This window comes from Luteococcus sp. H101, assembly GCF_038433155.1.
GTDB lineage: Bacteria > Actinomycetota > Actinomycetes > Propionibacteriales > Propionibacteriaceae > Luteococcus.
Map to the genome: position 1 here is coordinate 17,323 of NZ_JBCDMW010000031.1, position 16,866 is coordinate 34,188.

At 69.7% G+C, this 16,866-nt stretch carries 13 protein-coding genes; 4 read left to right on the top strand and 9 right to left on the bottom strand.

What is annotated here, in order from left to right:
- Positions 1 to 51: 51 nt before the first annotated feature.
- Positions 52 to 522: a hypothetical protein gene (locus AAEX60_RS13210; RefSeq protein WP_342104028.1), complete on the bottom strand. Its 471-nt coding sequence runs from the start codon at positions 520 to 522 to the stop codon at positions 52 to 54.
- Complete coding sequence (gene pepN, locus AAEX60_RS13215) at positions 483 to 2,510, bottom strand: aminopeptidase N (protein WP_342104029.1); 2,028 nt, start codon at positions 2,508 to 2,510, stop codon at positions 483 to 485. The genes AAEX60_RS13210 and pepN overlap by 40 nt, the downstream gene beginning before the upstream one ends.
- A 45-nt stretch (positions 2,511 to 2,555) precedes the next feature.
- On the opposite strand from pepN, the gene AAEX60_RS13220 reads away from it, so the two are divergent.
- The gene (locus AAEX60_RS13220; RefSeq protein ID WP_342104030.1) at positions 2,556 to 3,137 is read left to right on the top strand and encodes a maleylpyruvate isomerase N-terminal domain-containing protein; all 582 of its coding nucleotides are present in this window, start codon (positions 2,556 to 2,558) and stop codon (positions 3,135 to 3,137) included.
- 300 nt (positions 3,138 to 3,437) lie between these two features.
- Here the strand turns inward: AAEX60_RS13220 and AAEX60_RS13225 are convergent, their stop codons facing one another.
- Positions 3,438 to 5,606, bottom strand: a complete 2,169-nt coding sequence (locus AAEX60_RS13225) for a RecQ family ATP-dependent DNA helicase (protein ID WP_342104041.1) — start codon at positions 5,604 to 5,606, stop codon at positions 3,438 to 3,440.
- Positions 5,607 to 5,850: 244 nt separating this feature from the next.
- Between AAEX60_RS13225 and AAEX60_RS13230 the strand changes: the two genes are divergently transcribed.
- Entirely contained in the window at positions 5,851 to 6,957 is a 1,107-nt protein-coding gene (locus AAEX60_RS13230) for a polysaccharide deacetylase family protein (RefSeq protein ID WP_342104031.1), read from the top strand.
- A gap of 71 nt (positions 6,958 to 7,028) precedes the next feature.
- Here AAEX60_RS13230 and pntB read toward each other — a convergent pair whose 3' ends face one another.
- The 4 genes from pntB to sppA all read right to left on the bottom strand — a co-directional run bounded on the left by pntB (position 7,029) and on the right by sppA (position 12,618).
- Positions 7,029 to 8,444, bottom strand: coding sequence for a Re/Si-specific NAD(P)(+) transhydrogenase subunit beta (pntB, locus tag AAEX60_RS13235; RefSeq protein WP_342104032.1), 1,416 nt, complete (start codon positions 8,442 to 8,444; stop codon positions 7,029 to 7,031).
- 5 nt (positions 8,445 to 8,449) lie between these two features.
- The gene (locus AAEX60_RS13240; protein WP_342104033.1) at positions 8,450 to 9,997 is read right to left on the bottom strand and encodes a Re/Si-specific NAD(P)(+) transhydrogenase subunit alpha; all 1,548 of its coding nucleotides are present in this window, start codon (positions 9,995 to 9,997) and stop codon (positions 8,450 to 8,452) included.
- 139 nt (positions 9,998 to 10,136) lie between these two features.
- The gene (locus AAEX60_RS13245; RefSeq protein ID WP_342104034.1) at positions 10,137 to 10,802 is read right to left on the bottom strand and encodes a hypothetical protein; all 666 of its coding nucleotides are present in this window, start codon (positions 10,800 to 10,802) and stop codon (positions 10,137 to 10,139) included.
- A 76-nt stretch (positions 10,803 to 10,878) separates the two neighbouring features.
- The gene (gene sppA, locus AAEX60_RS13250) at positions 10,879 to 12,618 is read right to left on the bottom strand and encodes a signal peptide peptidase SppA (RefSeq protein ID WP_342104035.1); all 1,740 of its coding nucleotides are present in this window, start codon (positions 12,616 to 12,618) and stop codon (positions 10,879 to 10,881) included.
- Positions 12,619 to 12,788: 170 nt separating this feature from the next.
- Between sppA and AAEX60_RS13255 the strand changes: the two genes are divergently transcribed.
- A complete protein-coding gene (locus tag AAEX60_RS13255) occupies positions 12,789 to 13,631 on the top strand; it encodes a pseudouridine synthase (protein ID WP_342104042.1) in 843 nt (280 codons plus the stop codon).
- Positions 13,632 to 13,801: 170 nt separating this feature from the next.
- On the opposite strand, the gene AAEX60_RS13260 is transcribed toward AAEX60_RS13255, so the two are convergent.
- Positions 13,802 to 15,118, bottom strand: coding sequence for an MFS transporter (locus tag AAEX60_RS13260; RefSeq protein WP_342104036.1), 1,317 nt, complete (start codon positions 15,116 to 15,118; stop codon positions 13,802 to 13,804).
- Between the two features lie 37 nt (positions 15,119 to 15,155).
- Positions 15,156 to 16,046 carry an EamA family transporter RarD gene (gene rarD / locus AAEX60_RS13265; protein ID WP_342104037.1) on the bottom strand — a complete coding sequence of 297 codons (891 nt, stop codon included), beginning with the start codon at positions 16,044 to 16,046 and terminating at the stop codon, positions 15,156 to 15,158.
- A gap of 71 nt (positions 16,047 to 16,117) precedes the next feature.
- On the opposite strand from rarD, the gene AAEX60_RS13270 reads away from it, so the two are divergent.
- A complete protein-coding gene (locus tag AAEX60_RS13270; protein WP_342104038.1) occupies positions 16,118 to 16,801 on the top strand; it encodes an HAD family hydrolase in 684 nt (227 codons plus the stop codon).
- Positions 16,802 to 16,866: the final 65 nt, after the last annotated feature.

Genomic DNA, 16,866 nt, shown 5'->3' on the forward strand with positions numbered 1-16,866 from the left:
CATAACTACCCCCACTGGCTGCCGTTGACCGCGCGGGCGCGTCGGGCGGGTTCAGCCGAAGGCGTGCCAGCTGCGGTTCTGGCGGGACAACTGCTCCAGCCCGTCGCGCAGCGCCCGGCCCACCGTCGGGTCCAGGGCCGGGTCATTCAGGGCCTCTTCAGCGGCGGTGAGGGTGTCGTCGTCGGCGTGGCCCAGCGGCAGGCCGGCCCGGATGATCCCGGTCAGGCCCCAACCCTGCCGCCACTGGGAGAGCCGGTTGATCCGGGCGAACCATTGCGCGGCCAGGGGTTGGGTGAGTTCGAACTGTTCGGCCGGGAAGAGTCCGCGCGAGATCGCGGCCAACCGGTAGGCCGGGGCGTCGCGGCTGGTCAACACCTCGGCCAGGGCCCGACGCTTGGCCTCGCCGGTGCCGACGGCGGCACCGGCGGTGAGCGCGGCCAGTTCCCCGGCGCTGGAGCCGTCCCGCGCGCTCTCCCGGGCGATCAGCTCCGGGTCACCGCCCAGCAGCACGATCCGCTGCACCGCGGCCAGCGGTCGTCGGGGCCCAGGGGACGCGGGGTCTCCCCGTTCAACAGGCCGGTGAGGCGGTCCGGGTCGTCGCAGCAGGTGAGCAGGGCACGCTGGGCCAGCAGATAGCGGTCCGTCTGGGGTGCGGCCGCGGCCAGGAGGCCGTCGAGGGCGGCGGTCAGCCGGCCACGACGTCCGGCGCGAGCGGCGGGTGGGCAGAAGGGCCCGGCGCACTCCCGAGCCAGCGCCAGCTCGGCCTCCAGGATGGTGTCGTGCGACTCGCCGGCCAGGTTTTCCAGCAGCAGATCCAGGGCCTTGCCGGGGTCCAGTTCGGCTGAACGCACGGCATCCTTGACCGCGCCCAGCAGGGCCGCCCGAGCGGCCGGGGTGGGCAGCGCGGACAGCGGGGCGTCGGTGAGCTCGCCGTCCAGCACCAGGGGGCGGAGCCGGGCCCAGCACCGGTCCTCGGCATCGGGCAACACCAGGTCACCGGAGGCGACGGGCAGCTCCAGGGGCGTGCAGTCGGCCACCACCTGCAGGTCCTGGGCGGCCCGCTGGCTGCCGTCGGGGGCGAAGGTGGCAACCCGGAGGGCATGCGGCCGCGGTGTGGCGGTCTCGACGCGCTCCAGGCGCAGCGGCTGGGGCTGGACGCGCAGCAGGTCCAGGCCGGTGGTGCCCAGCCAGATGCCGAGCCACTCGTCCAGGCCCGTCGCACCCTGGGCCCGCCACGCGTCGGCCAGGTCAGCCATGGTGGCATTGCCGAAGGCGTGCCTGGCGAAGTGCTCCCGCAGGCCCGCGATGAACCGCTCCTCGCCCAGCCAGTCCACCAGTTGCCGCAGCACGGCGGCCCCCTTGGCGTAGCTGATCCCGTCGAAATTGGCGAGCGCGGCGGTGGTGTCCGCGGCGCCATTGCCGGCGACGGGGTGCGTGCTGGGCCCCTGGTCCGCGGCGCTGCCCCAGTGCTTGCGGTCCAGCCCGAACTCGATCCACAGGTCGTGTTCGGTGACCTGGCTGCAGATCCGGTGACCCAGGTATTCGGCGAAGGACTCGTTCAGCCACAGCTCATCCCACCAGCGCATGGTGACCAGATTGCCGAACCACTGGTGCGCCAGCTCGTGGGCGATGATGCCGGCCCGGCCCGCGCGCTGGGCGGCGGTGGCCGCGCCGCGGTGCAGGTACTGCTCGCGCAGCACCACGCAGCCGGCATTCTCCATGGCCCCGGCATTGAAGTCGGGGGCGAAGACCTGCAGGTAGTCACCGAAGGCGTAGGGGGTCCGGAAGAGCTCCTGATAGGCGTCCAGACCGGCACCGGTCACCGTGAACAGCTCGTCGGCGTCACGGCGCAGCTCGTCGGCCAGGCTCTGCCGGGCGTACAGGGCCAGCCGCACCGGCCCCTGGGCCGACGGGTGCTCGTGCGTGACCTCCGCCCACGGACCGGCCACCAGGGTGACCAGGTAGCTGGGCAGGGGTTGGCTGGGCGGGAGTTCCCAGCAGCCCGGCGCGGGGGTCCGGGCCGGTGAGTTTCCGCGCACCAGCCATCCCTTGGGGGCCTGCACCTGGAGGGAGTAGCGGGCCTTCAGGTCCGGCTGGTCGAAGCAGGCGAACCAGCGCGGGGCGGCGTCGAGGAAGCTCATGGCATAGAGGTAGCTCCGGCCGTCCGTGGCGTCGACATGCCGGTGGAGGCCCTCGCCGTCGCCGCTGAAGGTCATGGTGCCGCTGACCTCCACCCGATTGTGTTCGGCCAGGTTGGTGAGCTGGATCCGTCCGTCGGCCCAGTCCGGGACGATGGATTCTTCGTTGAGCACCACCTTCTCCAGGGCCTGGCCGCGGAAGTCCAGGAAGGTGCTCCCGCCCCCTTGGGCGCAGTCGAAGGTGATGGTGGTCCGGCTGGCGAAGGTGCTGACGTCTGCGTCGTCGGCGTCCCGCAGGTCCAGGTCAACCTCGACGGTGTGCACGGTCAGCAGCCGGGCGCGCTCAACGGCCTGTTCATGTCGCAGGGTCACCACGCCATGCTCGCAGAGTTGCCGTCGGCACGGCAGACTGGGGGCATGAGTGAGAACCGCAAGGCCGTGGCCGAGCACCACGCAGCCGTCGCCAAGAACTTCGCCCGCCTGACCGAGCACGTCTCGGACTGGAGTGCCCCCACCCCCGTCGACGGTTGGCGCGCGGTGGACGTCGTCCGTCACCTGATCGAATGGTCGCGGGGTCTGTTCGGCTCTGCCGAGGGCGTCACCTTCGGGCAGATCGACGCCATCGCTCCGGACCCCGCGAATGCCTGGCGGCACCACTGCGAGCAGCTGCAGACGCTGCTGGACAATCCCAAGGCGGAACAGATCGAGCTCCGGGACAAGCACTTCGGCCGGCAGCCGCTGGTGGATGCGATCGAGAACTACTACGTGCCCGACATCTTCATGCACAGCTGGGACCTCGCCGTCGCCACCGGGCAGAACAGTGGTCTGGACAGCGCCGAGTGCGCCCGGATGTTGAGGGGCATGAAGCAGCAGGAGAAGATGCTGCGCGAGTCCGGCGAGTTCGGCCAGCAGCAGCCGGTTGCCGACGATGCCTCCAGTGAGCAGAAGCTGATCGCCTTCATCGGCCGCGATCCCTACTGGGTGCCGCCGACGGAGTGAGCCTCACCGCTTCAGGAACTTGTGCGCCCCCCAGCCCGACACCGCACTCCCGGAAGCCGGGCTGACGGTCCACCGCCTGCATCAACCGATTCGCCTCAACGCTCTTGGTCTGCAGCGCCCGCGCCGGGGTTCCGAACAGGCCCAGCGCGGTGGCGCGCCGCACCTCAAACGAATCTTCGTCGCCGCCCTGCCGAAGGATGGTGGCCAGCCGGGAGATCTGCGCGTCCAGCTACACCGCGTCCGGAGCGGTGACCCTGGTCTCGAGCCGGTACCGCGACGCGAGACGCGAGCGAGCCAGCGTCAGGCCTGCAGGGCCAGGGCGAAGGGCAGCACCGACGGGGCGCCGGCCTCGCGCAGGGCCACCGAGGCCACCGTCATGGTCCACCGCGAATCCACCAGGTCATCCACCAGCAGCACCGGCCCGGTCACCGACGCCAACTGATCGGCCAGCGCCGGGCCCACCACCACCCGGCCCCAGACCCCGGCCAGCCGGAAGGCGGAATTTCCCCCGTGCTCCCCCGTCGGGCCACCGTCGGAAAGATCAAGAGCACCAAGATCAACCATCCGGCCCAGCCGCGCCAGACCCGACGCCAAGGACTCCACCAGCTGCGGGTGGCTGCGCGAGGGAACGTGCGCCACGGCCACGGGACGCTCCGCCCAGCCCCACTCCCGCAGCACCGGAATACACGCTCGCAGGATCTCATCGGGAACCGGCGCATCCGGCTCCGACAAGAGCGAACGCAGCCGCTGGCCGATCCCAAGATCGGTCAGCCGGGCCAGCACGCGGCCATCCTCGGGGCCGGTCTTGATCTTGCCCTTGACCGGCACTCCCAACCGATCCATCCCGGTGGGCCACATGCCGCGCGGCTCCAGCAGCACCCCCGGCCGGTCCAGCGCGGTACGCGCCGCCACCACGGCCGCCTCCGGCAACGACGGGTCATACCAGGGCCCGGCGCAGACATCGCAACGGCCGCAGTCGTGGGACTCCGGGTCGTCCAACGCGTCGGTGAGGAAGGCCATCCGGCACCGCTCACCGGCCTGGTAGTCCACCATCAACTGCTGTTCACGTTCCCTTGCCTGGGCCACCCGGGCATAGCGGGCCGCGTCGTAGCGCCACGCTTGCCCCGTCCCAGCCCAACCGCCCTTCACCCGTCGCACTGCCCCGTCGACGTCCAGCACCTTGAGCAGCAATTCCAACCGACTCCTGCGCACGTCGACGATGGTCTCCAGCGCCGCGGTGGACAGCGGCTTGCCGGCCTCCGCCAGGGCCTGGATGACGGCCGCCGCCTGCTGCTCGTCGGGCATGGAGGCGGTGGCGAAGTAGTGCCAGATGTCCCGATCCGCCGCGCTGGGCAGCAGCAGCACATCCGCATTGACCGCCCCGCGGCCGGCGCGGCCGACATGCTGGTAGTACGCGACGGGTGAACTGGGCGCCCCCAGATGGATCACGAACCCAAGATCCGGCTTGTCAAAGCCCATCCCCAACGCAGAGGTGGCCACCAGCGCCTTCAGTTCATTGCCCCGCAGGGCATTCTCCAGCGCCTCCCGTTCCGCCACGTCGGTCCGGCCGGTGTAGGCCTTGACCGCATAACCCGACTCCCCCAGTGCCCGGGCCACGTCCTCGGCGGCGGAGACCGTCAGCGTGTAGATGATCCCCGAGCCGTCGAAGTCGCCCAGATGGGCGCACAACCAGGCCAGCTGACTCTCGGCATGCGGCAGCCGCAGGACCCCCAGCCGCAGCGATTCCCGCGCCAGCGGGCCACGAATGGTCAGCACCTCATGCCTGTCCCCCGGCTGGGCGCCGGGCTCGCTCCGCGCGGCCCCCAGCTGCTCCGCCACGTCGGCCACCACCCGGGAGTTGGCCGTGGCGGTGGTGGCCAGCACCGGGGTGTCCCGGGGAAGCTCCAGGAGAAGATCCTTGATCCGGCGGTAGTCGGGCCGGAAGTCATGCCCCCAGTCGGAGATGCAATGCGCCTCGTCCACCACCAGCAAGCCGCACCGGGCCGCCAGGTCCGGCAACTGCTCTGTCCGGAAGCCCGGATTGTTCAGCCGCTCCGGGCTGATCAGCAGCACGTCCACCTCGTCACGGGCCAGTTGCCCCGACACCTCGCCCCAGTCGGTGGCATTCGCCGAGTTCATGGTCACCGCCCGTACCCCGGCCCGCCCAGCCGCGGCGATCTGGTCCCGCATCAGGGCCAGCAGGGGCGAGACGATCACCGTCGGCCCCGCCCCCTGGGCCCGGCGCAGGGCCGTCGCGACGAAGTAGACGGCCGACTTGCCCCAGCCGGTGCGCTGCACCACCAGGGCCCGCTGCCGCTGCTCCACCAGGGCCAGCACGGCCTCCAGCTGGCCGGGGTGGAAGCCGGCATCGGCCCGGCCCACCAGCCGTCGCAGCACCACCAATGCCTGCTCCGCCACCGTCTGGCCGGGCAACTGCTCGACCTCCCGCGGCGGCCGGCGGCGCGACATCGGCGCGGCCAGCTCCAGATCCTCCGGGGGCGCCTGCTCCCACAGGTCATCCGGGGGAGCCTCGAAGGGGTCGTCCGGGTCACTGGGCGGTGGCAGTTCTGTCATGCTCCCAACCTAGACGTCCCCTCTGACAGTCTGGGCCGAGGCGGGCCACGGCGGCCCCTGACCGGATGGATGCTGACTCTGCCCCCTTTTGGGTGTTCGATGGATCCTGATTCCTCCGCTGCGTTCGTGAAAGGTCCGCATGTCCCGCTCTCGCCTCCGTACCGCCCTGCTCCCGCTCACGGCCTCGCTGGTCTTTGCGGGCTGCGCCGCGGCCGGCGGATCCACCCCGCCCGGCTCCAGCCCGGCCGATTCCACTCCGGCCGGCTCAGCGGCGTCGGGAGCCTCCGCCTCCCCCCAGACGGACAGGTCCGCCAGCCCCAGCCCCGCCGCCACCCCCACTGGCCCCTCCGCCGTGCTGGACCAGGGCCCGCTGGTGCTCACCCCCGTCACCATGGTGCAGAATGACCGGCCCAACAAGAACCTGGTCAAGCCGAAGTGCGCCCAGCCCGGAATCACCATCGGCCCCACCGCGATGAGCCCGGCGGGCACGCCGAAGAACACCGCCTGGCCCGCCGACCGGCTGGTCAAGCCCGGCACCAACCACGCCGCCATCGCGCAGGGCTATGCCTACCCGGCCAAGCAGGTCTTCGCCTGGATGAACCACAAGGCGCCCCAGCCCAAGAAGAAGATCGCCTTCCTGACCTTCGACGACGGCCCCAATGGCGTGACCACGCCGCAGATCATGCGGATCCTGCGCGACGAGAAGGTGCCGGCCACCTTCTTCGTCGTCGCCCGCCAGATCGGCGAGTTCAACGCCACCCTCGTGCAGCAGCAGATCGCGGAAGGCCATTCCATCGCGATCCACTCCTACGGCCACCACTACCGCTACCTGTACCCGGGCGGCGCCGGCTCCCCGGAGAATGTCTCCTGCGACATCGACTGGGCCGTCGCGGCGGTGCAGTCGGCCGTGGGCAAGCAGTTCGCCACCACGGCCTACCGCTACCCCGGCGGTCACCAGTCCTGGAAGCGGATGGGCCCCACCGACGCGATGCTGGCCAAGCGCGGGATGAGCTACATCGACTGGAACTCGATGGATGGCGACGCGGACTCCTCCGTCCCGCACAGCACCACCCAGGACATGATCGCCAATGTGCAGCGCACCGCCCGCGGGTACGGCGCGGACAAGGACAATGTGCTGGTGGTGCTGATGCACGACTACCATCCCAATCCGCTGACCACCAACGCCCTGCCGGCCATCATCAAGGACCTCAGGAAGCGCGGCTACAGCTTCGGCGTGATCAGCTGAGCCACCCACACGCCACGACGCCCCCGGACCACCCTGGTCCGGGGGCGTCGTACTGGGTACGCGGCGTGGGTTCAGGCGCCGATCGCACCCTGCTTGCCGCCCGACGGCAACGCCGCCAGGATCGCCTGCACGGTGGCCTTGGCGTCGCCGAAGCACATCGAAGTGTTCTCCCGGAAGAAGAGCGGGTTCTGCACCCCGGCATAGCCCGCGCTCATCGAGCGCTTGAAGACAATCACCTTGCGCGCCTCCCAGACCTTCAGCACCGGCATGCCACTGATCGGCAGGCCCGGTTCCATCGCGGCCGGGTTGACGGTGTCATTGGCACCGATCACCAGCACCACGTCGGTCTCTGGGAAGTCGTCGTTGATCTCGTCCATCTCCAGCACGATGTCGTAGGGCACATGTGCCTCGGCCAGCAGCACGTTCATGTGCCCGGGCAGCCGTCCCGCGACGGGGTGGATCGCAAACCGCACCTCGGTGCCATTGGCCTCCATCGCCTTGGTCAGCTCCGCGACGGGATACTGTGCCTGCGCCACGGCCATGCCATAGCCGGGGGCAATCACGACGCTCTTGGCGTCGCCCAGCAGCTCCGCCACCTCGGCAGCGCTGAGCTCGGTGTGTTCGCCCTCCACCACCGGGCCGGTGGCCGTCGAGTCCCCGAAGCCGCCCAGGATCACCGAGATGAAGGAGCGGTTCATCGCCTTGCACATGATGTAGCTCAGGATGGCGCCGGAGGCACCCACCAACGCGCCGGTGATGATCAGCACGTTCATGTTCAGCATGAAGCCGCTGAAGGCCGCCGCCCAGCCGGAGTAGGAGTTCAGCATGGAGATCACGACGGGCATGTCCGCGCCGCCGATCGAGGCCACCAGGTGGATGCCCAGCAGCAGCGAGATGATGGTGATCAGCACCAGCCAGAGCACCGACGGCGCCTGTACGAAGACCACCGTCAGCACCACGATGGCGATCACGGCGGCCAGGTTCAGCAGGTTGCGCCCGGGCAGGGCCAGCGGCTTGGAGGCGATCTTGCCGTTGAGCTTGCCCCAGGCGACGATCGAGCCGGTGAAGGTGACCGCGCCGATGAAGATGCCCAGCGCCACCTCGGTCAGGTGGAAGGCATTGGCGTGCGGGGCGTCCAGATAGGAGTTGAAGCCCACCAGCACCGCGGCGGCACCGACGAAGGAGTGCAGCAGCGCGATCAGCTCGGGCATGCCGGTCATCTCCACCTTGAGCGCCTTGCGCACCCCGATGGCGCCGCCGGCCACGACGGCCACCAGCAGCAGCGCGACGGCACCGAGGTCGGCCCCGTCACCGGTGATGTCGGTCCAGCCCATGTAGAAGTTGGTGGCCACCAGAGCCAGCAGCATGCCGAGCACACCCAGGGCATTGCCCCGCTTGGCGGTCTCGTGCTTGCTCAGGCCCTGCAGGGCCAGGATGAACAGCAGACCGGAGACGATGTAGGTCGCCGTGACGAAGTTGTCCAACATCGTGCTCAGGCCTCCTTCTTGAACATCTGGAGCATGCGGTGGGTGACGGTGAAGCCGCCGAAGATGTTGATGCTGGCAATCAGCACCGCGACGAAGGCAAGGATCTTCACGGCCCAGTTGTCACTGCCCAGCTGCGTGATGGCACCCACCACGATGATGCCGCTGACGGCATTGGTGACGCTCATCAGCGGGGTGTGCAGCGCGTGGGTGACATTCCAGACCACGTAGTAACCCACGACGACGGCCAGGGCGAAGATCCCGAACAACGCGACGAAGCTCTGCGGCGCCACGGTGAGCAGCGCGATCAGCGCCACGGCGGCGATCCCGATGGTGACCACCGGGCGCCACCACGGCTGGGGCTTCTTGGGCGCCTCGACGACGGCGGGCACCGCGGCGGCTGCCGGGGCGGCGGCCGCGGGGGCGGCGGAGACCTGGATGGGCGGTGGCGGGAAGGTGACCTCCCCATTGCGCACCGTGGTCATGGTGCGCACCACCTCGTCGTCGAAGTCGACCACCAGTTGGCCGTCCTTGCCCGGCGTCATCAGTTTGAGCGCATTGACCAGGTTGGTGCCGTAGAGCTGCGAGCTCTGCCCGGGCAGCCGGGAGGCCAGGTCCGTGTAGCCGATGATGGTGACGCCATTCTCGGTGACGTACTTCTCGCCGGGGCGGGTCAGCTCGCAGTTGCCGCCGCCCAGCGCCGCCAGGTCCACGATCACCGAGCCGTCCTTCATGCTGGCCACCATTTCCTTGGTGATCAGCTTGGGCGACGGGCGGCCGGGGATGGCCGCGGTGGTGATGATGATGTCGCATTCCTTGCACTGGTCGGCATAGAGCTCGGCGGCCCGGGCCGCGAAGTCCTGGCTGGCCTCCTTGGCATAGCCGTCGGTGCTGACCTCCTGGCCGCCGCCCTTGACGTGCAGGAAGGTGGCGCCCATGGACTCCACCTGCTCGGCGGTCTCGGGGCGGACGTCGGTGGCGCGCACGATGGCGCCCATCGAGTTGGCGGCACCAATGGCCGCCAGCCCGGCGACGCCGGTACCCGCGACGAGCACCTTGGCCGGCGGCACCTTGCCGGCGGCCGTCACCTGGCCGGTGAAGAAGCGGCCGAAGGCGTGGGAGGCCTCCACCACGGCGCGATAGCCGGAGATGTTGGCCATGGAGCTGAGGGCATCCAGCGCCTGGGCACGGCTGGTGCGGGGCACCATGTCCATGCTCATCGCGGTGATCCCCTGCTGCGCCAACCGCTGGGTCAGGGCCTCGTTCTGGCGCGGGAACAGGAAGGTGATCAGCGTCTGACCGGGACGCATCATGGACAGTTGGGCTTCGTCGGGCTCGTTGACACCAAGGACGATGTCACTCGTCCAGACCGTCTGGGCGTCCACCACCTGCGCACCCGCAGCTTCGAAGGCGGCATCGGTGGCGCTGGACTTCTCACCTGCCCCGTGCTCGACGACGACGTCGTAGCCGAGCTTGAGCAGGTCCTGGACGGTTCTCGGTGTGGCCGCGGCCCGGTTCTCCCCGGGCTTGGATTCACGTGGGACACCAATTCGCATGAGCCGAATCTAACGGTCGGCCCCGGTCATATTTTCGGCGGGGTAGCTGTTCATCAAGAGATCCATGCCCACAACGAGTTTCGGGCCGCGAGATCCCGTGTACCGGGCTCCCGCGGCCCGAATGCTGGGCCCAGCGCGCTCAGCGCAGCGTCTTCACCGTGCGGTTCAGGGTGCTGACCATGTCTCGGGTGTCGTACACGGCCTGCATGTCCCCGTATTGCATGGTGACCAGCTCGACGTGGGTTCCGGTGACCGTGACGCCGGTCTGCACCAGGAAGTGGTTGCCGGTCTCGCCGTCGGTCATGTTCACCGCGTTCACCCGGGCCCGTTCCCCGGTGCGCAGGGTGACGGTGCGGTTGTACTCGACGTGCTTGACCAGCAGGTCCGGGTTGGAACGGATCATCCGCTTTCCACAGCCGGGCAGCGCCTTGCCCATGGCATCAGCCGCGGCGACGGCCTGCTTGTGGGTCTTGAACGACGCGATGCTGGCGGCGGCGCGGTCACCCTCGCGGGTGGCATAGGTGCGGGTCCAGATGGTGTTCGGCTTGGAGTTCTTCCAGCCGAACTGCATGCACGGGCTGATCGGGTACTGGCCGTCACCCTGGTAGGTCTTGGTGGTGCGGAAGCCGGCATTGCGCCCGTCCATCAGCAGGTCATGGTGCCGGGGCAGGTCGGCCTTGTGGACCGGGGTGGCCTTGCGGGTGTACGCCGGTGCCGGGGCGGCCTGGCTGGGCACGACGGCCAGGGCGACGCTGCCGCCTACGAGAGCCAGGGTGGTGAGGGTGGCGAGGTACTTGCGGTTCATGATGACTCCTCTGTCATGCGCGGGGCCCGCACTGGGCTCCTGCCGTGAATACGCACCACCCCGCCACCCGGTTGCGTCACCTCACCGAGATCCTGGGCACCTCCAGGACGCCGTGTCCGCCGCCGATCCCGAGCCGGGAAGCAAGGCCGCTCAGCACCGCCTCCGGTTCCAGACCCAGCGGCAGCGCGGCGGCCGTGGGCTGCTCGGTGCTCTGGGCGGGACGCACCCGGTCCAGCAGGCCGATCCCGGCATGGCTCTTCAGCTGCACCTTGCGCCGGTCCAGCTTCGCCAGGTCACAGGCCCGCTCGACGGCCAGCTCCAACCCACCCAGATGGTCCACCAAGCCACGTTCCCGGGCATCCCGCCCGGTCCACACCCGGCCGCGGGCCAGCGGCTCCAGCTGGGCGTGCTCCATCCCCCGATCGGCGGCCGCCTTGCGGGTGAAGTCGTCGTAGATCCGGTCCAGCCACTGGTTCAGCCGGGCCCACTGCTCCTCGGTGAAGTGCGAGTCATGGGCCAGCATCCCGGCATTGGCGCCGGAGGTGATGGCCTCGTGCACCAGGCCGAGTTTGTCGTACAGCCCCAGCGTGACCAGCTTGCCGGCCAGCACGCCGATGGACCCGGTCAGCGTCGCCGGGAGGGCCACGATCTCGTCGGCGCCCATGGAGACGTAGTACCCGCCGGAGGCGGCGTAGTGCCCCATCTGGGCCACCACGGGACGCCCGGACTCCCGCACCTGGTGCACCGCGCGCCAGATGGTGTCGGAGGCGACGGCGGAACCACCGGGCGAGTCGACGTGCAGCACGACGGCCTTGACCTTGTCATCCCGGCAGGCGGCGCGCAGCTGCTCGCAGACCACGTCGGCGCCGGTCTCCGGCTCCCCCATGCCCGGCGGACGGCCCCGCCCGGTCACGATCCCGCCGCGCACCTGCACCACGGCGATGGTGGGTTGACGTCGCTCCGCCAGCTGGTTGACGGCCTGCCCCGCCGGGCCGCCCGGGGACCAGCGGTGGGCGAAGCGCAACTGCTCGGGCTTCAGCGGGGCCTTGTCGTGCGCCCATTCCTGCAGCAGGTGGTCCAGGGCCTCATCCCGGTAGCCGATCCGGTCCACCAGACCGATCTCCAGGGCCCGCTCCGGCGGGATCGGGGACTCGTCCATCGCCCGCCACAGGGTCTCGTGCTCCAGCTTCCGGCGGCCGGCGACGGTTTCCACGAAGTCATGGGTGAGGGAGTTGGCGATGGCCTGCATCATCTCCCGGTTCTGCTCCGTGACATGGTCGGCGGCAAACTGGTCCGCGGCGGTCTTGTACTCCTGCCGCTTGGCGAACTCCGGCTCCACCCCCACCTTGTTGAACATCCCCTTGGCCAGGGTGATGCCCAGGTGCACCCCGCCGATCCCCACCTGCCCCGAAGGCTGCAGCCAGATCTGCTGGCAGGAGGTGGCCAGCAGGTAGCTGGCCAGGTCATTCGACAGCTCACCCAGCCCCGAGGCAAAGGCCAGCGTCGGCTTGCCCTGCCCGAAGCGAGCAATGGCATCGCCCAGCTCCTGGGCCTGGGCCAGGGTGACCGGCCCGCTGCCGGCGTAGAGCACCAGCCCCAGCACATCGTCGTCGGTGCTGGCCTCCCGCAACTTCTCCACCAGCACCTTGAGGACGGGCGCATTCATCGCCTTCATCGCCGCCCACGGGGTCTCCGGCGGATTGCTCAACAGCCCCCGCCCCAGGTCGATCTCCAGCACCACCGAGCCGCCGGGCACCTTGCCGGCCAAGGGGGTACGGGACAGCACGCGATCCATCACCACTGACTTGAGATCCATGCCCCCACGCTAGACGCGGCCTGTGACAAATTCACGGGCCTTGGCTGTGGGCGGAAGTCCCGGCCGGCCCACCCGCTAGGTTTGGGGTCATGCCCCGCTCCCCGCTCCCCGTCCGCCATGGCCTGAACGCCGCCTGGGTGGGCACCCCGCGCGAGCACCGGTGGCAGACCATGCGGGACTTCCTGGTCTGGAAGATCCCCCGGCTGAGCCCGGAGCGGATCGACGAGATGTTCGGCGAGCAGCGCTTCGTCGACGAGCAGGGCGTTCCCTTGGGCATCGACGCGCCCTTTCGGCACCACGCCTTCATCTTCTTCCACCGGGACCTGCCCGACGAGCCGGAGCCGCCGGGCGAACTGCTGGTGATTCACCGCGACGAGCGGCTGGTGGTGCTGGACAAGCCGCACTTCACCTCCACCATCCCGCGCGGACAGCACATCATCCACTCCGCCGTGGTGCGGGCCCGACGGGATCTGGACCTGCCGGAGCTCTCCCCCGCCCATCGGCTGGACCGGCTGACCGCCGGGGTGTTGCTGTGCACCACCCGTCGGGAATACCGCAGCGCCTATCAACAGCTGTTCGAGCGCCGCATCCCGCGCAAGGTCTACGAGGCGATCGGCCGCGTCCGGCCGGACCTGGACTCCCCGGCCGAGGTCAGCTCCCACATCCGCAAGGACCGCGGGCAGTTGCAGGCCTACGAGGTGTCGGGGGCGGAGCCGAATGCCCACACCCGGATCGAGCTGCTCGAGACCCGCGAGCACCCGGTGCACGGCCTGGTGGGGCGCTACCGGGTTAGCCCCACCACCGGCAAGACCCACCAGATCCGGCTGCACATGAATGGCCTGGGCATCCCGATCCTCAACGACCCCTTCTACCCGGAGCTGTTGGACCAGTCTCTGGATGACTTCACCAGCCCGCTGCAGTTGCTGGCGCGTGAGTTGCGCTTCACCGATCCGGTGGACGGCACCGACCGGGTCTTCACCAGCCAGCGTCGGCTGGAGGCCTGGCCGGCCTGACCGGGTTCCCCGAACCGACCGGAACCCACGGCACCTCCTGACCAAAATTCACAGCACCTCAGAGTCCCTTCGTGGCAGCGGCCTGCCAAAATTGGCGGCTTGGTGAACACAGAAAATTCTTGGCACGTTCCAATCGCCACATTGCCGCCAACTTTGGCGAGCCTGACCACTCACCCGGCCTCGGCGGAGGACTGCGCCGCCCGCACCTCCTCGACGGTCCACACCCGCAGTCTGGGCGGCCAACCGGCCCGCAACCGCACCCTGACGCCGCGGTGCACCATGAACCAGACCGAGACCCCGACGAAGGTCAACCCGGTGGCCGCCGAACCTGCCCAGATGGTCCAGCGGGGACCGAAGGCATCCCCCACCCAACCGATCAGCGGAGCGCCCAGTGGGGTGCCGCCCATGAAGATCGCCATGTAGAGGGCCATCACCCGGCCGCGCACCTCCGGGTCGCTGGCCAGCTGCACCGACGCATTGGCGCAGGTCATCATGGTCAGGGCGCACAGCCCGGTGGGCACCAGCAGCGCGGCGAAGGTGACGTAGTTGGGCGCGGCCCCGAGCAGCGCGGTGCACAGGGCAAAACCACCCAGGGCAAGCAGCAGGATCCTCAACCGGGGCCGTTGCCGCCGGGCGGCAATGAGCGCCGCCGCCAGGGTGCCGATGGCCATGATGGAGCCCAGCAGGCCGTACTCACCCGGCCCCTTGCCGAAGACCCTGGTGGCCATCAGCGCATTGGTGATCTGGAAGTTCATCCCGAAGGTGCCCAGCACGAAGACCATCAGCAGGATCACCAGGATGTCTGGCCGTCGGCCCACATAGCGCAGGCCCTCCCGCACCGCCCCCTTGCCGTTCTTGCGCATCGGTGCCGGGGTGAGCTGTTCGGCCCGCATCAGGAACAGGGAGGCCAGCACCGCTCCGAAGCTGAGGGCGTTGACCAGCGTCGCGGGGGCCACGCCCCAGGCGGCGATCATCAGCCCGGCCAGACCGGGGCCGAGCAGCCGGGCGGAATTGAAGGAGGCGGAGTTCAGCCCCACCGCATTGGGCACCAGCTCCCGCGGCACCATCTCGCTGACGAAGGCCTGCCGGGTGGGGTTGTCGAAGGCCGTGACCACGCCGGTGAGGAAGGCCAGCACGAAGACCTGCCACAGCTGCACCCACCCCGTGACCACCAGCAGGAACATCACCAGGGCGTTCAACCCCAGCAGGGTCTGGCTGGCCATCAGGATCCGGCGCTTGGGGAAGCGGTCCGCGATGGCGCCGGCATACGGCGCCAGGAAGGGGATCGGCAGGAACTGCAGGCCGGTGACCACGCCCAGCGCGGAGGCCGAATGGTCCGTGAGGATGGTCAGCACCAACCAGTCCTGCGCCACCCGGTACATCCAGGTGCCGACATTGCTGACGATCGCCCCGGTGAAGAAGAGCCGGTAGTTGGGCACCCGCAGGCTGGCGAAGGTGCCGACGGGGCTCGCGGGGACGACGCTCATCTCTCCACCGTGCGTCGGCTCCCCAAATGGCGCACCCTCATGCGCTGATCCGACGGGCATGGAGCACCGCTCCGGTCAGGTAGATCACCGAGCCGATCCACACCAGCACCAATCCCGCCCAGAAGCGGGGCGAGACCTGCTGGCCAAAGACGAACAGGCCCAGCAGGAACTGGATGGTGGGGGCCAGGTACTGCAACACGCCCAGGGTGCCCAGCGGGATGCCCGGCGCCGCGACGGCGAACAGCCACAGCGGCACCGCGGTGAAGACCCCCGCCAGCACCAGCAGCACTGCCACCCGGCCGGAATGGGGCCAGACGGCCGAACCGCGGGCGGCGCTCCAGGTCATCCAACCCAGCGCCAGCGGGGTGAGCACCGCGGACTCCAGGAAGAGCCCCTGCAGGGCGGAGACCTGCACCCGCTTCTTCACCATGCCGTAGAAGCCGAAACTGAAGGCCAGCAGCAGGGAGATCCACACCGTCCGCCAGGCCTGGGAGGCAATCACGCACACCCCCAGGGCTGCCAGGACGCACCCGATCATCCCCGGGCGCCCCATCCGTTCGGCGAAGAAGATCATCCCCAACGCGATGCTGACCAGCGGATTGGTGAAGTAGCCCAGGGACGCCTCCACCACGTGGCTGGAGTTCACCGCCCAGATGTAGGTCAGCCAGTTCACCGCAATCAGCACCGCCGCCAGCACCAGCAGCCGCCAGGTACCGCTGCTCCACACCGCGCGCAGCCAACCCCAGGGCTTGCGCTGCAGCAGCAGCACCAGGGCCACGAAGGCCAGGCTGAACAGCACCCGGCCGGACAGGATCTCCAGTGATCCGGCCGGCTTGAGCAGCGGGAAGAAGAGCGGGAAACCGCCCCAGAGCAGGTAGCACAGGACGCCGGCGAGCAGCGAGGTCTGGCTGGCGGTACGGGTGCGCATCGGGCTCCTACGGGCATGGGCAAGGGGTGTGGATTGTCCAGTCTGCCGCGCCGGACGACACAATGGGCTGCATGTCCACCCAAGCATCCCTGCCCGCCGCCGTCATCTTCGACGTCGACGGCACCCTGACCGACACCGAACCGGCCTGGGAGCGGGTCCGGGCCGCCCTCGCCGCCGAGGACGGGGCCGACTACCGGCCCGAGCACGCGCTGGCCATGATGGGCATGAGTACCCGTGAGTGGAGCACCTACCTCAGCGAGGTGGTCGGGCTGAACGGGTCCGCCGAGGACTGCGCCCGGCGCACCATCGACGGCATGCGGGAGCTCTACCACGGCGGCGTGGACATCCTGCCGGGCGCGCGCCAGGTGGTACGGGCCATGGCGGAGCTGGTGCCGGTGGGGATCGCGTCCTCGTCACCGGTGGTGCTGATCGAGGCCGCCATCGAGGAGCTGGGGATCGGTGACGTGGTCAGCGCCCACGTCTCCACGGAGCAGGTGGAGCGCGGCAAGCCGGCCCCCGACGGCTACCTGCGCTGCTGCGAGCTGCTCGGGGTGGACCCGACGCAGTGCCTGGCCATCGAGGACTCGACGGCGGGGATCACGTCCGCCCTGGCTGCCGGGATGAGCGTGGTGGCCATCCCGCAGCCCTTCCACCAGCCCGACGAGGAGTTGCTGGCCCGCTGCACGGTGCTGCCGGACCTGACCCACCTCACGCCGCAGCTGGTGGGCCGACTGGCGACCACCGACCCCGCCTGAGCGAAGCGGGGGGGGGGGGGGGCCCCCCCGAGGGAGGGGGGGGGGGGGGAGGAAAGGGGGGGGGG

Excerpts from the sequence above, each read along its gene's own strand:
- AAEX60_RS13220 (WP_342104030.1), top strand. The coding sequence starts at position 2,556 with ATGAGTGAGAACCGCAAGGCCGTGGCCGAGCACCACGCAGCCGTCGCC.
- AAEX60_RS13225 (WP_342104041.1), bottom strand. The coding sequence starts at position 5,606 with ATGTCGCGCCGCCGGCCGCCGCGGGAGGTCGAGCAGTTGCCCGGCCAG.
- AAEX60_RS13230 (WP_342104031.1), top strand. The coding sequence starts at position 5,851 with ATGTCCCGCTCTCGCCTCCGTACCGCCCTGCTCCCGCTCACGGCCTCG.
- pntB (WP_342104032.1), bottom strand. The coding sequence starts at position 8,444 with ATGTTGGACAACTTCGTCACGGCGACCTACATCGTCTCCGGTCTGCTG.
- AAEX60_RS13240 (WP_342104033.1), bottom strand. The coding sequence starts at position 9,997 with ATGCGAATTGGTGTCCCACGTGAATCCAAGCCCGGGGAGAACCGGGCC.
- AAEX60_RS13245 (WP_342104034.1), bottom strand. The coding sequence starts at position 10,802 with ATGAACCGCAAGTACCTCGCCACCCTCACCACCCTGGCTCTCGTAGGC.
- sppA (WP_342104035.1), bottom strand. The coding sequence starts at position 12,618 with ATGGATCTCAAGTCAGTGGTGATGGATCGCGTGCTGTCCCGTACCCCC.
- AAEX60_RS13255 (WP_342104042.1), top strand. The coding sequence starts at position 12,789 with ATGCGGGACTTCCTGGTCTGGAAGATCCCCCGGCTGAGCCCGGAGCGG.
- AAEX60_RS13260 (WP_342104036.1), bottom strand. The coding sequence starts at position 15,118 with ATGAGCGTCGTCCCCGCGAGCCCCGTCGGCACCTTCGCCAGCCTGCGG.
- rarD (WP_342104037.1), bottom strand. The coding sequence starts at position 16,046 with ATGCGCACCCGTACCGCCAGCCAGACCTCGCTGCTCGCCGGCGTCCTG.
- AAEX60_RS13270 (WP_342104038.1), top strand. The coding sequence starts at position 16,118 with ATGTCCACCCAAGCATCCCTGCCCGCCGCCGTCATCTTCGACGTCGAC.